Raw genomic sequence first — 16,704 nt, 5'->3', positions numbered from 1 at the left:
TCTTAAAGTCCTTTATACTTCATCTCTTCTTCAAGCTCTTCTGCAAGTTTATTTTTTCTCTTGCTATACTTCTTTCTATACACATACGAACCAGTAATTGCAGGAACAAGCACTCCAAGTGTAAGGATGGAAACAAGCACTGCTTTTTGCGCAGGACTACTTATAATTCCTTGAAGATTTTCTCCTTGCGCTGCTACAACACTCCCTGTCATACCTCCTTTGCTCTTGACATACTCGCCAAACTCAACCATGAAATTCAATACTCTCTTTGTATAACTTTCTTTTGACTGTTCCACTTGTTGTAGTTCTTCAGCAGGAGAAAGCTCTTCCTGCTCTTCTCCTGTTTTTTCTGTTATTTCAACAGCAGGTTCCTGCTCGCCAACAACGCGCTGCCAAATCGTTCCAAGCACATCAAAGAACTGTGAAGACCGCGCCGTTGTTCCACCATCTTCCTCCACCAAAATACTAATTGCTACTTTTGAATACGAGACTACATCATCCACATAAATGGTTGTTTCCAAAATTCCATTGTTGTTCAGATCATATCTTCTAAATAATCCTTCCAGCAGAACAACATTATACACTCCACCTACATCCATACGGACAGAATTTGGATAGACTGCCAGAACTTTGACAGAACTATCAACATTTTTCTCTTTTATTGAAATAATATCTCCTTTTCCAAGATTGAGATATGTTGTGCCTCCTTCAAGACCATCCGCAGTCGCTGCACTTGATTCTCCTCCTGCACGAGCCCCTCCACCAGGATTTCCGCCACCCAATTCCTGAGGAGCAACACTCACATTTGTGATGTTAAATCCGTTATTTCCAGAAGGATCTGTGCAATTCGCGTAGAACAGAATCTTTTGTTGTGAAGAAACATTGAAACTCGCAACTCTGCTTGCTGTTGTTCCTGAGACTGTCATCGCTCCGTCATTCGCATTGTTAATAAACAAATTGCAGGTTAATGGACTGCTTCCATCTGTCACTGTCGCGCTAAATGTGTACTGCTGTGCTGACGTAATACTTGTCGGACTAATCGCGCTCACTGTTGGCGCGGTGGTGTCTGAGACTTCAATTGTGTCCACCGCGGTCAGCGTGTCGAAAGATGCTGCACCACAGGTCGCGTTCCAGGTGAAGTTTCCAGTCGTGTTAAAGGTTCTTGTGAAATTGTAGATTTGTTTCGTATTATCAAACGTCATCGCGGAAGGTTCAAGCGGCGCTGTGCTAAACGAAATATTACAGCTTGCTCCTGTAATAGTCACATTATCCACCGCTCTTGTATAATTCGCGGTAAAATTAATATTATTTCCTGTCTGCGCCTCGACTGAACCACCTTCTACATCTGTCTGATCATAAATCGTGAGATTCACGTTTGATCCATTTCCTCCAGCGTACGCAGTGAATCCTGATACTTGGAACCACATGTGCGTTGCGTTCTCTCCAAAATTCGCGTAAGCGCTTGTCTGATTAATTTCCCATAATCCAATGCATGCGCCTGCGCTGAAGTTCCAATTCGTGCAATGCACAATCTTGTTTACACTGAGATTTGATTTTTGCAACGTTATGTTCGCGCTGGTGAATGTGAATCCTGAATTATTGAAGGCAATAATGTCTGTCAGATTAGTAAATCGCACGGGAAGAACGCCGCTGTAATTAATCAACAAATTAAATGGGAGTGATTTGTTTCCCGCTGTAATGTTCAAACCGGTAATATTGAGTTGTTCCTGTCTTCCCGGATGTCTAAACAAGACATTATATCCTTCATTCAATGTCAAGACTCTATTCTCTCCTCCATCTGTTGTACTGAAATTTCTGTCAAAGATTTTGTAATTTCCTCTGCTGCTGAAGAACGTTATGTTTACATCGTCAAAGACAGCGTCGTCTCCCTGTGACTCGGAATTTAGTATTGTGAAATTTGCTCTGTTTGCATTGGTGTTTGTCACTTCTTTATCGGAATGCGACGCCGAAGCGAGAGGAGCTCCTGCTGAATTATTGACGACAAGGCACCAGTGGATATCTGTATCAACTTCTAAAACAGAGTAGCTTTGGAATAGTCCTGTACTGAGGCGGACAACATCTCCAGGATACGTATGATTGAAGAAGATACCTCCTGCGGTGTTACACTCTGTTCCTGGATCTTTGACTTCGACAATGAACTTATTTGGATCAAACGCAGTGCTGTTTTTCGTGACTGTGATATTCATCACCGCAACATCTCCTGGATTATAGACACTTCCTGTGCGCTGATTTTCCGCGTCAAGATCAATTTCTACTTTACTAAGATCAATAAGAGATTCATTATCAATCAGCGAATTATTGCTATCTGCAAGATAATTTGTCGTGTTGAGGTTGGTATAATTGACCGTAATATTGTAAACAGCTGTCGCGTAAATCGTGTGATCATACGTGAATGTACACTCTCCTGTCGTGTTGGTTTGATTCCATCCCAGGAAGATTGTATTGTTGAAATAATACGTACAGTTTGAATTGACTCCAACTCCTGTCGCGTATTTATTGTAGACCCTTGCCTGAATCGTCGTGAAGTTGCTGACTTTCTTCAGTGTGTCTTCTCCTGGCAAAGAATTCGTGTCTTTTCCTCGTATGATTTCCGCGTTCTGCGACGGACTGGTGAAATTGAGGACAGAGACATTGAAGATAGTAATAGTTGCGGTCGCATTATTATTATTTTCAAACGTTTCTGTATCGAAGGTGTTATTCGCGTCCGCGTTTATTCTGATCGCGTGTGTTCCATTCTCCGCTGTCCAATTGAGTTCTACTACTCGCGTTGTTCCATTTTCCAGATTAAACGATGTTGAGGTAATAAACGCGTTGTCCACTGTTAATGTGACATTTAATCCTGTCGCGTTGAGATTTCCCGTGACATTAAACGTCGCGTTGAATGAAACACGATCATTTTGCCTGATTGGATCTGGGCTGAAGGTGATGTTGGTGGTATTCGCGATGTCGATTCCCGCGCTTACTATTGTCGCGTTCATAGTGAAGTTTGTTTTTTCAGTTGCATTAATGTTGCCATTTGTATCATTCGCGATAAATGTAAGGTTATACACCCCTGCCTGCGCTGTCGCGTTGGGATAACTGTAATTGTAAATACTTCCTACCTTTTCCAGACGGAACTGTTCTTTTGTTGTATTATCCGGCCAGGTGATATTCCCGAGGACAACATCGACATTGAGGAATTCATCAGTCACTGTTGTACTCACATTAATCACTGTTCCATTTGTGAAAGAAGTTTCTGCCACTGGAACAAGCAAGCGCACGCTCGGAGCTGTTGAATCCACAGTGAAGTTTGTTTTTTCTGTGCTGTTTATATTTCCGACAGAGTCATTCGCGATAAAGGTCACATTGTAATGCCCCTGCGTAGAGGTGTTCCCAAAACTATAATTGTAGATGTTTCCTATTTTTACAAGAACAAGCTGTTCTTTTGTTGTATTGTCCGGATAGGTCACGTTTGCCCGCACGCTGTCAACGGCAATACCATCTGTTACAGTCGCGCTGATATTCGCGACAACACTTTGTTTTGTAAAATTATTCGCGACTGGACGAACATTCGTGACACTTGGCGCTGTTGTATCCTGCGAAATGGTCACCGCTGTGCTGACTTTCGTTGTTCCATCCATGCCCCCATCATTCGGCGTTATTGAAGCGTTCCATGTTTCACCTGCTTTCAACTGATCGCTCACGAGCGTGTTGGTAAGATTTCTGTACAACGCCTCTGCCTGCCCTGCTGTCAAGGAGACATTCCAAATTCTCACATCGTCAATAGTTCCATTAAATGGTCTGCCTGCTACCGCGAAACCTCCTATTGTTATGTTCACATTATTCAGGACAAGACCACTATGTCCTTTGCTGGCATCCAAGACTCCATCAACATAGAGACTCACGTTCGTTGTGTTGTATGAAACCACCACATGATACCAGGTGTTATTCTGGATAACGCTATTTCCCGGCATTTTGAGATTATTTACTCCGGCGATAAGTTTGCTCTCTGAACTGTTAAACCCTACAAAAAAACCTCCTGGCGTTGCCTGACCTTTCGCAATCATTACTTCCAACTGTGGTGTTACCGTAAGTCCGTATCCTTGCCTTCTAAACCAGAACTCAACAGAGAGTTCTGTAGTTATATCAAAAAAAGTTTCATTGTCCCAACTAATGACATCATTTTTTCCATCAAAATTATACGCGCCTTTCCCATCATAGCCCCCTGTCGCGTTCCGAAACGGGCCATCAACAGCGCCATTTGTCGCAGTGACTCCATAATCTTTTGTATCAGATATATTGCTGCCTCCTTCCATTGGAACATTCAGAATGGTGAGAATAGTGTTATTTCTGTACCATGTTATGATATTCTTGACAGACTCATTATCCACATCCGCCGTGGAAATATTGTAGACAGTGAGATTTTCCAATGTCGTATTCTGCCCCAACGTTGTGTTGAGAATAGGTGTGCCCTGTGTTGGCGCGGCGTTGACAAGAATGGTGAAGTTTGTTTTTGTGGTATCATTTATATTTCCAGAAGTGTCATTCGCGATGTACGTAATATTGTACGTTCCAAGCATGGTGGTATCTCCAAAGCTGAAATTGTACCGTGTCCCCACTTTTGTCAGATTTAGAAGACTGGAGAGCTGACCTGTTGACGTATTATCTGGATACGTTATATTGATCAGAACAACTTGTACTTCGTCATTATCTGTCACATTGACTGTCAGATTAATAATCGCGCGAGCAGGAGCAGTCCTGTCTGAAGGAGGTTGTAGATTTATTACTGTTGGCGCGATCGTATCATTTGTCTGCAAAAATTCTACTGTTCCTGCAGCGCCATCTGTTCCACTATTCCCTTCTCCACCATTCACATCACGACTAAATCCATTCGTTTGATCGTTTCTAAAATAGACAGCGATTCGTCCGCCACCGCCGCCGCCGCCATCAAATACCCCCGCTGCGCCATCTCCCCCATGCGCGGAAAGATTTCCTGTTCCATTCAAAATTCGTGTCCATAACCAGATACTTCCCCCTGAGCCGCCACCTGTTTGTCCTACGAATCCTTGCCTTCCACTCGCGTTTATTGTTCCGTTTATTTCAAGTCTATTGCTCGCGTTGATAAAAATCGCTCCACCGCCGTTTCCTCCCTCCTCTGTTTTTGATCCCGCGCCACCACTTCCTACATCATTTGGGGTCAGATTGCTCCCGTATGTCGAACCTCCTGCCTCTCCTCCTTGTCCTGCTCCTCCCGCGCCACCATATCCAGCGCCTCCTCCTGATGATCCTGTTGTCCCTGTCCCTGGTCCTGTTCCATTCCCATATCCACGGAACTTAGCGATTAATGATGATGTTCCATTGATAGTCATGTTGACCACAGTGAAGTTCATGTTCCCAAAGAAAATTGTTTTTGTCAACGTGAGATCATCATCAGTCACGTTAAACTTCAGCGTCCCATTTGATTCAATCGTTGAAAAGGAAATGGAATAATTCGTCCGCACTTCTGTTCTGTGAATAGACACATTCCCGCACTCATTAAAATTTTTACCCCTGTCACTCCAATTAAAATTATCCACGTCAACAACCTGCAACACGCGGAACGTCACATCATGCGACGCATTATAACAGGTCATGTTTGTTACTCTGCCTCCAGTATTGACAAAAGTCGTCGCGTTCAATTCAAATGTATTGTTGATACGCAAAAACGCGTGCTCAATAGTCACGTTGCTGTAATTATATGTCGCGAGCGTAAATTCAAAACCTTGAACGACATACAGGTTTCTATCATTTTTGTCTATAAAAAGAGCTGTGCCTGGATCGCCTATACCTACTGTTGTATCGGGAGACTCTTGTCCGGCGACTGATGAACTATTAAAAAAGACTTCGCTATTTGTCGTGTTATAATAAACAGCGATTCTTCCACCAGCGCCTGTCCCGCCTGCCTGTGCCGCGGCTGGAGTATTTCCGCCCCTCGCAAACAAGACGCCTGTTCCATAATAATTTGTTGTTTCGATCCAGAGAGAGCCTCCTGAGCCAGCACCGCCTGCATTGCTTCCTGTATATTTATTATCCTCGCCATCCACAGCAATTGTTCCGTTGTTCCACAATGTTCCTGAAATATTGAGATAAATAATTCCTCCTCCTGCTGTTCCTCTATTTGCTCCGTTAGAACCCGCTCCTCCCGGAGAACCAAACAACCGAGGAGCAAAAGAATCACCATAAGGTGTACCACCTACATTACTCGTTTCTGAGAGCGCTCCTATTCCCCCATACCCTCCGCCACCTCCTCCTTGGGTTGTACCCCCATTCGCTCCTTTTCCTTCAAATGTTCCATTTTTATTTCCCATGCCTGTCGCGTTCAGCGACGACAAACGGTCTATGCTCATATTCGTCAGATTGGTGATGTTCAAATTTCCAAACAAAAACGTTGATTGTAAAACAAGATCATCGCTTGTGACATTAAAGATCAATGTTTTGTTGGAGAGAATTGTTAATACGCTGACTGTATAATTTGTTCTTGTTTCCAAACGATGAATAGTGATATTTCCGCACTCGCTATAACTTCTTCCGCTATCTGTTATATTCACATTATCAAGACCTAAAACTCGAAGCGTTCGAATAGTGAAATCATGCGAGGTATTATAACAGGTTATGTTTGTGACACGACCACCTGTATTGACAAAATTCGTCGCGTTGAACTCAAATGATCTATTGATTCGCAGGAACGCGTGCTCGACAGTCACGTTGCTGTAATTGTAGGTTGGAAGCGTGAAATCGAAACCACCGACAATGTAGAGATTTTTATCATTTTTGTCCATAAAAATAGCTGTGCCAGGATGACCAGCCCCTGCAGTTGGATCCGCGGAATCCTGTGACTGCACATTTGTTGTATTAAAAAATACTTCGCTATTTGTCGTGTTATAATAGACCGCGATTCTTCCGCCACCGCCTGTTCCTGCTGCTTCCGCGGCACTTGGCGTTTGCCCGCCCATCGCGGATAATGATCCAGTCCCATAATAATTTGTGGTGTCAATCCAGATACTTCCGCCTGACCCTGCTCCGCCGCGATTTCCTGATGTCACTTTTTGATCTTCTCCATCCACGACAATTGTTCCATTATTCCACAATGTTCCTGAGATGTTCAGATAAATGATTCCTCCTCCCGCTGTCGCGAGAAACGCGCCATTGCTTCCCGCTCCACCTGGAGAACCAAACAACCCAGGCGCGAATGGATCGCCATATTGTGGACCGCCAAGAGCATTATCCTCACTTATTCCACCAATACCACCATACCCTCCACCACCTGCCGCTATATTTGAACCGCCATCTGCTCCTTTTCCTTCAAATGTTCCATTTTTATTTCCCATGCCTGTCGCGTTCAGCGACGACAAACGGTCTATGCTCATATTCGTCAGATTGGTGATGTTCAAATTTCCAAACAAAAACGTTGATCGCAGGACAAGGTCATCATTACTGACGTTGAATATCAATGTTTTATTGGAGAGAATTGTTAATACGCTGACTGTATAATTTGTTCTTGTTTCCAAACGATGAATCGTGATATTTCCGCACTCGCTATAACTTCTTCCGCTATCTGTTATATTCACATTATCAAGACCTAAAACTCGAAGCGTTCGAATAGTGAAATCATGCGAGGTATTATAACAGGTTATGTTTGTGACACGACCGCCTGTATTGACAAAATTTGTCGCGTTGAACTCAAATGTATTATTTGCTCGCAGCCACGCATGCTCAACAGTCACGTTACTGTAATTATATGTCGCGAGCGTGAAGTCGAAGCCGCCAACAATGTACAAATTCTTATCATCTTTATCAATGAACACTGCTGTTCCTTGATCACCCGTCGCTCCTGTTCCAGGGGAATCAAGACTTTCGACATTGGTGTTGTTGAAACTAAATCCTTCGCCACTTGATTTGTAGTACACCGCGATTCGTCCGCCGCCGCCAGAACCTCCATCATTTGTAGTATCTCTTCCCTGACCGCCTTTCGCCTGGATTGTTCCTGTCCCCAGCAAAGAATCTGTATCAAGATATAATGATCCTCCTGCGCCACCTCCTCCCTGGGATCCTGTTTTTGAGGGTTCGCCATTGATCGCGATCGTCCCATTCACCCAGGTAATGTTGGAGACGTTAATCAGAACAGCACCCCCGCCATCACCACCCTGTGCTCCACCGCCGCCGCTTCCCAACGTTCGCGGCTCAAGCGGGGATCCATACTGATTTCCCCCATTGAATCCAACCGTTCCTCCTCCGCCTCCTCTTCCGCCGTGCCCAGCGCCTCCTGGACCCGCGCCACTTACTGCTCCTCCTTCTCCTGACGCGTTCTCAAACCCTGTCCCTGATCCGTTGATTTCTCCGCCTGCCTGAATCGTGAGATTGCCGACAGTAATGTTGACTGTAAAATTACCCATGCTGCTGTTCACATACAATTTTCCTGTGGATGTAATGTTAATGTATTCGCATACAATGGTTTCAGTGGTGTTCACTGTCTGCGTGTTGGAAATATCCCACCAGCCGTTTGTGGTATCACCTGGACAATTGGCGAATACCGCGCCGACTGTTAAAGAGGAAAGAGAAAATACAGTCACGAGCGCGAAAAAGAATATCAGCATTTTCTCTGAAATTTTTTTATTCCACATTTTTTTCACCTCCCGCACTATTCTGCGCTGTTGTTTCTCTCTCTCGTATTTTTTGAGAAGTTTTTGATTCTATTTTCTTTTGTTTCAAAATATTGATTTCATCTTTCAGTTTTTTTATTTCTGTATCAAGAAATGTTTGGAGAAGTGTTTCATCTTCTTGTTTTTTTACTATGAAAGAACCTTTTCGAATCCACAAATAAGATCCAGCAATTTGAAAGCCATCAATCTTTTTTTTTACCTGAAGCGAAAGACAATGCTGCTGTACTGTATGCCAAGAAAGATTCAAAATGAGGGCAAGCTGTCTTGTAGAAATAAGATGATCCTCTTTCTTAATACGTTCCAAGAGCAACTCCTGGACACGCACCCCTTTGCGTGTAATATCACCCACCCCTTTTTGCATTTTTTTGATATTTCATCTTATTTAAACGTTTGCATAAAGGTTCGCAGTTTTTGAGTAAACTTGAGAGTGATGAATATGAAAATTCCCCTAAAAAGGGGTCGGTCCAATTTCTGTTTATTTTACTTCCTTAAAACCCCAATGCTCTACAGGAGCATTGGGTCCCCCTGACAGTTTGTGTTACTGATGCGTGTTTTACTGAACAAAGCTTCGCTAAGCCTGTGCGTGAATTGCCTTACTACATAAAACAATCACCCAGCAGTGCTTGAAAATCCCCATGTCTTTATTTTTATTTGATGTCAAAGAAAAAATTTATATCACTCGAAATGTATTGTGGCACCATTACTTTTTTATATTCTGTATAATATTTGACTTTTATGAACTACCAACAAGCAACCGCATGGCTTGAAACTCTGGAGAAAGAAAACACTCTTGAACGAGAATGGAATCTTGACACGACACGAGCGCTTCTCAAGAAATTGAAGCACCCTGAAAAAAAACTCGGAACAATTCTGCACGTCACTGGCACAAACGGCAAGGGATCTGTCTGCGCGATGCTCGCGAAGATTCTTCATGTTGCTGGATATACTGTCGGGCTTTATACTTCTCCACACATTTCTCGAATCACTGAACGCATCAGAATGAACAATCAGGAGATTTCAAAAAACGATTTTGCCTGCCTTGTTGATCGTGTTCGACCTTTTGTCACCACTGAAAGTTTTTTTGAAGTCATGACTGTTCTTGGGTTTCTTTATTTTGCAGATAATCATGTGGATTTTAGTGTTATTGAAGTAGGACTTGGTGGCAGACTGGACTCCACAAATGTTGTTCAAAGTACTCTTAGTGTGATTACCAACATTAGTTTGGAACATACACAGCGACTTGGGAAATCGGAACAGGAGATTGCGCGGGAAAAGGCAGGGATTATCAAAGAAAACAGCATTTGCGTGACTGCCGCGACAGGAGAAGCGCTCTCAGTGATTCAGGAAGTTTGCAAAGAGAAAAATACAGAACTTGTTTACGCAAAACCTACTGATGCATATGACCTTTCTCTCCAAGGAGAAATGCAGAAAGAAAACGCAGGGGTTGTTATCGCTGCGCTTGAAGCGCTCAAGAAGAAAGAGATAATGATTGCGAAAGTGCACATCGCAGAAGGACTGCGAACAACCACCTGGCACGGAAGACTGGAGTTTATTGAACAGAATGTGCTTGTGGATGTTGCGCACAATCCTGGCGGGATGAGCCAGCTTGCAAAAGAATTGCGAAAGTTGAAGGATGAAAGAGATTATAAACGAATTATTATTGTTGTTGGAATTCTCGCGGACAAAGAATGGAAACTGATGCTTGATCAAGTTGTTCCTGTCGCTGGAATTATTATTGCGACAAAACCAAACAGCCATCGCGCACTTGAACCCGCACAGATTCAACGATATCTTGAAAAGGAATATGGAATGGATGCTGAAGTCGTTGAAGCAGTTCCTGCTGCGCTGGAACGGGCAAAAAGGATTTCTGGAAAACAGGATTTGATCGTTGTGACTGGGAGTTTTTACACTGTTGGGGAGATTTACAGATGAGTCATTTCTTTTGTTTGTTTACTTAGTGTTTGAATCGCCACTCTTTTCTATAATCGCTCAACTGCTTTTGAATCTCTATGTCTTTATCTTTTATTAAATAACAAAAGGATGAATTGTGATACAGGACTCTACTAGTGCGTGTTTTGGGGATAAAAAATATTTTAGAAATTGTTCATCAACAAAATGACTATGAGAATTGGTATAAAAAATAAAAAAAAGAAAAATCAATAAAAGGTCTATCTTCTCGCCATTGCCGCTCGGGAGACGTCTCCGTCTTTGTCAATAAAGTACAGATATCCTGATTCTTTTTTGACTCCTGGCTTCGCAACAACTTCTTGTTTTGCTTTTCCTTTCTTGTTTTTGCCGCGAGACATTTTCGCGCGCGCGACGTTTCCTTTTTTATCTATAAAATAGAGATACCCCTTTTCTTTCTTAACTCCTACCTTTGCTACTTTTTTTGCTGCTATTTTAACCACCTCAGTCCTTATTGAAACACTTACATTTCAACATGTTTCTTTCTGAGAAGAAGAAGTATATAAAGTTTTCTGATTTTACCGTCGGAGAAAATGGTTCTTTGCTTCCTTTACCGCGGTTCTTGTTCCAAAAGAGCTTCTTATCCCTTTACTAAGGTGGTTAATTCTGCCAAACTGCTGATAAACGCCGCTTCCGCCTGCCTGCCTTCTGTCGTATTTAGGCCATGCACATTTCCCACTGTTCTTCCAGAAACACTGAGCAAATAAGTTGCAAGCAAGATTTCTCTGTGGTCTTCAAAAAACTGTTTTTCTGTTGAAACTTGCTTTAAGCGAGAGAAATAATTTTGATTGATATGCTTCACCACCTTTGCGCTCTTTTTGTACATGCCATGGCTATGCTGCTCTATATTTTGATTGAGCTGAATTTCTTTGTTATAAAGGAAAAAAAGATGAGGAATAAGATCCGCGAAAACCGCGTCATTGAGATTGAGAAGAATTTTTTCCTGACGTTTGAGCGCATCATATAACGCTGCGACGTTTTCATGCACTCGTCCTGCTCCGTGGACAATATCTTCTACATGCAGCTCCGCGTGCATGTCTTTGAAATGTTCTTTTAATTCTTTAAGTGTCTCTCGTATGTCGCCTGCCACTTGGATATGCATTTCTGTCGCAGGAATTTGTTTTTTTTGAAGAAGCGCTTTTAATTCATCTACTGCTGCTTTGTTTTTCGTGAATCCTGCGTTTCTATTTACGCGAATGGTGTTTATGATCTGCTGCTTCTGGACTTCATCTGTTCTTCTATTCCAACACACTTCTGCTGCCCACTGCGCATAGCCATTGAATCTTCCGATGAGTTCTTCGTCCATGAGGGTTTTATTGGAGTGGATGTTTATATAGTTTGCCGTGAGAGATAGCTTTAGTTTCTCCTAAGATTTTCCGTTGCTTTGTAAGATAAGCTTTTTCTTTCTTAATAATACCCCAAAGCACCACTGTGGTGCTTTGGGTCCCCCTGACATTTTTGTCTCTGCTAGTGCGTGTCTTCGCTTTAGTTGGCGATTATTTTTCTTAAAATTGTAATTAAAAAATTATAAAGAAAGAAGAAGAAGAAAAAACAAAAAACTATTGCACAATCTCATATGTCAATGTAACAGTCGCGCTGACTGTTAACTCTTGCGGAGAGATGGAGGTTTCATAGCTCTTTTCTTCCATAACCGCCATGTCGTATCCTGCTGACCTCGCATACCACGGATATGGATTGTAATAACTCGTTTCGCTGATGCTGACTAACTCTCCTAAATCAACGTCAATCGCATCCACAATATTCTCTGCTTTTGTTTTTGCTTTTTCCGCCGCAAGCGCAAGGACTTCTCCTTTGATTTCACTCTCTTTGCTTCTGCTGAGCGAGAATTGGACAGAATTTACTCCTGTTGCGCCAGCATCAACAGCTGTGTCAATGATAGAACCAACTCCTTCAACATCGCTTGTGGTTACTTTTAACGTATTCGTGAGTGTATACCCTGTGATGATGTACTCCATTGTATCTTTGTCCCATTTTCTTTCTTCATCAAGATAATAGGATGATGTTTCAACACTCTCTTTGTCTATTCCGCTTTCATACAACGCGTCAAGCACCGCATCACTTACTTTTGCATTCTCTTCTTTTGCTTCCTGCGCTGTATCTCCTCGAGATTCGATCTCAATGTAGACATACGCTTCATCAGGCATTGTTTCCTGCTCGACTGTTTCGCTCACTGTAATTGTTTCTCTCTGTTCTTGATCCGCAACAGTGATATCCGGAGCGCTCTTCAACGCATAGAGCATGCTCACGACAATAAAGCCAATCACCAACGCGATCATAATCATACTGTTTTTTTCTTCTTTCATGCTTCTCTCCTCCATGAATACTTGAATACATGTTTACCTGCTCTTTAGAATAGTATTCATATATAAATATGTATTTTAGAGTTTGAATGAGATGGAAGTTATCGTTCTTTCCCGATAATTTTACTGCAGAAGTTTACTTACCTGACAAACCTATAGTGGAGAACATAAACAACTGGGTAATATAATGTTCTCCATAATATAGTCAAGGACACTTGTTTGCTCAATTACTTGTGTCCTTGACTATAATCATTTATTGCCACACATAACTAATTCATGGTCAGTTGTTTTATCAGGGATAGAAAAATAATCACGGTTTCCATTACCATCATCAAGATATGCCTGGTACGCTTCTTGATATGCCCATATTGAGCCATCAGCTGTTGAAGAACGAAGTGAAAGATATGCTTTATTATTTCCTGTTAATGAATTCACAATAACCGCCCATTCTGACTGAGATAAGTCGTATGTGGCACCAAGCGCACAGTTATTGTCTGTTCCCGCTGTTGCATAATAGCCACTACTTACAGATCCTGTATCAAAGCAACCCACAGCTTCAGAAAAATCTTCCTCAAGATAGGTTACACCATCAATAATCAATTTTAAATTATCAAACGTTTGTGAACCATGACCAACACGAATATATTCAATAGCAGACATAGCCGCACTATCTATTTGATCTACCTCTGCAACCAATGATCCATCTTCATAAAGACAAAGTTGCGATGAACAACTGTAAGGGCATGAAGCCACAATGATTGTAATAACATTACTCTGTTTTGTCACACCAGTTTCTACTCCATCAGTCGGCGTTACTTCCGCATACCACGTTTCTCCCGCGGTTGTTTCATCAGATGCGATCGTCTCAAAAGGATTTGCTCCTGTAAGATATGAATCATACAACGCCTGCACTTGGCCGTCAGAAAGATCGTGATTGAAAACAATGACATCGTCCATTGTTCCTTTGAAATAACTCTTCCCACTTCTCTGGCTTCCCATTTCCAAATCATACGTACTGCTTGCTGATGTATCCGCTGTCGCTTTTGTTCCAATCAATGTTCCGTCAACATAGATGCGATATTCGCTTCCTTCTTCAAACACCGCGACAACATAATGCCATGTATTATCCGCATACCCGCTTCCTATTTCTCCTGAATTATCGCCCCAGCTATAAAGAATAAACCCACCATTTCTTCCCATAGTAACGCCGTACTCTTTTTGTTTGATCATCAACGGCTGCCACGCTTTTCGTTTTGTTTTCATCCAGAAACTCATCGCGACAACATCATCTGTCGCTGTGGTCATGCTTATGGAGGCATCTGTTGGAGTAGCAAGATAGGTATTTCCTGAAAAAGAATACGCGCCTGTTCCATCTCGTCCAGACGTTGTATATGTCGCATTGCCTGAAACAGTGTTCTCGTTTCCGCTATAATCGGTCGCTGTTCCATCGTCAAATGGAAGATGAATCCCCTGATACGGTGCTCCATCTTTATACCACGCGATGATATTATAGATGGTGTCTCCATCCGCATCTTCTGAATTTTGCGGGGAGACTGTCAAATCTTCGTCATCAAAATCTGTGCCTTCAGTGCTTGCTAAAACCGGATCGTCATGCGTCGGCGCTGCCGCGAATGCAACAGTAATACTTAATAAAAATACAAAGAATACACAACTTATTCTCATTTGAAGCTTCATGAGCACTGTATAGATTGACAGTTTATATGTTTTTTCCCTCTGCGCTCACTTCATTCGACGCTACACTTAACCAAAAACTGACTTTCAATAATTCACTAAAATCTCCACATCTTTGCCGAAGATATTCTTCAAATCTTCGAACATTGGTTCTTTTATGAAGACTTTGCCTGGGATTTCTACCTTGACTAAATGCTTCTCCAGCTCTTCCATCGTTGTTGCTTCTGGCGTGCCAAGACTTCCATTCGGATTGATCTTTGCTTTTGAAATTTCTTTCTCTTCATGATCAATGTCATGGATAATAAACGCAATATCATCAAGCAAGATGACTTCGCCATATCTATTCCCATGCTTCACACGAATCTTCGCGCGCTCTAATTCTCTGCCACGCTTTCTCTGGAGATGCTCAATCATGAATTTCACAAACTCACTGCTCGCTTTGCGCACATTATCCACATCTGTCTTTGTGATCTTCTTCGCGTCATAATCATGCTTCGCCTTCTCAATTTCTTTCAGCATACGAAGGAATTTTTGGGGGATAACCCCCCGCTCCACAACTTCATGCTCAAAGAGGTTCACAATATCTGCATCTTTAACCCGCTCAACTCCTTCCAAACGAAGGATGTCACGAATAATAGTTACCACAGATTCGTAAATCTGCGCAACAGAATCTTCATCACGCATTTTTTCAATCTGAGTAAACAAGCGTTCAACACGTTTGAGATATTTTTCCGCGTCATCAAGCAATTTGTCAATTTCTTTTCCAGTGAGCTCCTTCATTGTTCCGTGCTCAAGATCTTTTCGCACTTGAATATTGTGTTCTAAAATTTTGACATACTCTTCTTCGAAAATCTTTAATTTCTTGACAAAAATTTCTCGCATGAGCTGCGCTGTTTCTCTCGGCGCTGGCGGCGCAATACCATGCATCATCAATGCTGCTTGTGATGGTGTTAAAATCGCGTAATATGTATCTTCCATCCCAATTTCTTTGAGCTTGAAACGAACGCGCTTCAACATCTGATCTCCTGAATTCATGAAGAGATCAATTGCTTCCTGCGATGGCTTGATTTTTCCCATCTTCAAAAGCTGTTTCCACGGCATGAAAATTCCTCTGTCATAAAATGGAACACCGTCTCTGAGCAAGGTAAAGATCACTGGATTTGCTTCTTTCAAACTATCCCAGAAGTCTGTCAAGATGTAGACTTGGATGTTGAGCTTGTTCTTGATGCCGGTCATATCGCCAGCTTCAATACCCATACCAATGATGATTGCCCTGAGTTTGTCTTTGAGCTCCGCGCGTGTCATTTTTTTGACGTCTGTATCGTCGATAACAATGAAGACATCAATATCAGAGGTTGCAGTTGCCTGGCCTCGCACTAATGATCCGCTAAGAACATAGCTGACAATGTATTTTTCGAATTTCTTGATGACCATTGATTTGTGAATTTCCGCGATTTTTATTGCCGCAAGCATTCCTGTGTCATAGACAGGAGCAGCCATCGCAATCATTTGCACAAGATCAAACTTTCCATCATAGCAACTCTGCCATACTTCAGAATAAATAACAACATCAGGAACAAGGTTCTTATCCACTTCTTCCGCGATCTTGAGAATAATTGTCTGGAGTTTTTCTCTCAGTTCCTGCTTCGACATTTTCTGGCTGTCTGTATCATCGACGAGAACAATAACATTAATCTTTTCTGTATTTACTGGCTTCCCATCTTTTCCCCGCTCTGGTGGGAGAAGACCAACTGCCGCGATATATTTATCGAACTTTTCCACAACTTTTTTCTGGAACTTTTCGAGCTTTGCTTTAATTTCCGCAAGTCTCTCCTGCGCTTCTTTTGGAAGATCTGCTGGAACTTGCATTGCTGACATTGACTGCTCTGCTGGTGCTTGATGTACTGGTTGAATAGATTCTGGTTGCTTTGTTTTTTTAGACATGGAGTTTACCTCATTTTCATTATTTAGGAGTTACATATTTCTCTTTCTCTGTTCTGTTAACTCGTTCCCTAATATAAATATTT

General features: G+C 42.2%; 8 protein-coding genes. 1 reads left to right on the top strand and 7 read right to left on the bottom strand.

From position 1 onward, the window contains the following. Positions 1–2: 2 nt before the first annotated feature. Positions 3–8,660: a hypothetical protein gene (locus HZC31_01285; GenBank protein ID MBI5001998.1), complete on the bottom strand. Its 8,658-nt coding sequence runs from the start codon at positions 8,658–8,660 to the stop codon at positions 3–5. Next, entirely contained in the window at positions 8,650–9,060 is a 411-nt protein-coding gene (locus HZC31_01280) for a hypothetical protein (protein MBI5001997.1), read from the bottom strand. The genes HZC31_01285 and HZC31_01280 overlap by 11 nt, the downstream gene beginning before the upstream one ends. 374 nt (positions 9,061–9,434) lie before the next feature. Here HZC31_01280 and HZC31_01275 point away from each other — a divergent pair, with 374 nt between their 5' ends. After that, entirely contained in the window at positions 9,435–10,631 is a 1,197-nt protein-coding gene (locus HZC31_01275) for a bifunctional folylpolyglutamate synthase/dihydrofolate synthase (GenBank protein MBI5001996.1), read from the top strand. A gap of 236 nt (positions 10,632–10,867) precedes the next feature. On the opposite strand, the gene HZC31_01270 is transcribed toward HZC31_01275, so the two are convergent. From HZC31_01270 to HZC31_01250, 5 genes are all read right to left on the bottom strand, one after another. Beyond that, positions 10,868–11,098: a hypothetical protein gene (locus HZC31_01270; GenBank protein MBI5001995.1), complete on the bottom strand. Its 231-nt coding sequence runs from the start codon at positions 11,096–11,098 to the stop codon at positions 10,868–10,870. A gap of 146 nt (positions 11,099–11,244) precedes the next feature. Then, a complete protein-coding gene (locus HZC31_01265; protein ID MBI5001994.1) occupies positions 11,245–11,970 on the bottom strand; it encodes a hypothetical protein in 726 nt (241 codons plus the stop codon). A gap of 253 nt (positions 11,971–12,223) precedes the next feature. Next, positions 12,224–12,988: an SIMPL domain-containing protein gene (locus HZC31_01260; GenBank protein MBI5001993.1), complete on the bottom strand. Its 765-nt coding sequence runs from the start codon at positions 12,986–12,988 to the stop codon at positions 12,224–12,226. Positions 12,989–13,234: 246 nt separating this feature from the next. Beyond that, positions 13,235–14,680 (bottom strand): LamG domain-containing protein, encoded by a 1,446-nt coding sequence (locus tag HZC31_01255; GenBank protein ID MBI5001992.1) that lies wholly within the window; start codon positions 14,678–14,680, stop codon positions 13,235–13,237. Positions 14,681–14,764: 84 nt separating this feature from the next. Further along, positions 14,765–16,621: a nucleotidyltransferase domain-containing protein gene (locus HZC31_01250; protein MBI5001991.1), complete on the bottom strand. Its 1,857-nt coding sequence runs from the start codon at positions 16,619–16,621 to the stop codon at positions 14,765–14,767. Positions 16,622–16,704: the final 83 nt, after the last annotated feature.

It is taken from the genome of Candidatus Woesearchaeota archaeon (genome assembly GCA_016214075.1).
Lineage (GTDB): Archaea > Nanobdellota > Nanobdellia > Woesearchaeales > DSVV01 > JACRPI01.
The sequence above is the reverse complement of the archived record's forward strand: the minus strand, read 5'-3'. Positions and strand labels throughout refer to the sequence as shown.

Excerpts from the sequence above, each read along its gene's own strand:
- HZC31_01260 (MBI5001993.1), bottom strand. The coding sequence starts at position 12,988 with ATGAAAGAAGAAAAAAACAGTATGATTATGATCGCGTTGGTGATTGGC.
- HZC31_01275 (MBI5001996.1), top strand. The coding sequence starts at position 9,435 with ATGAACTACCAACAAGCAACCGCATGGCTTGAAACTCTGGAGAAAGAA.
- HZC31_01250 (MBI5001991.1), bottom strand. The coding sequence starts at position 16,621 with ATGTCTAAAAAAACAAAGCAACCAGAATCTATTCAACCAGTACATCAA.
- HZC31_01265 (MBI5001994.1), bottom strand. The coding sequence starts at position 11,970 with ATGGACGAAGAACTCATCGGAAGATTCAATGGCTATGCGCAGTGGGCA.
- HZC31_01255 (MBI5001992.1), bottom strand. The coding sequence starts at position 14,680 with ATGAAGCTTCAAATGAGAATAAGTTGTGTATTCTTTGTATTTTTATTA.
- HZC31_01285 (MBI5001998.1), bottom strand. The coding sequence starts at position 8,660 with ATGTGGAATAAAAAAATTTCAGAGAAAATGCTGATATTCTTTTTCGCG.
- HZC31_01280 (MBI5001997.1), bottom strand. The coding sequence starts at position 9,060 with ATGCAAAAAGGGGTGGGTGATATTACACGCAAAGGGGTGCGTGTCCAG.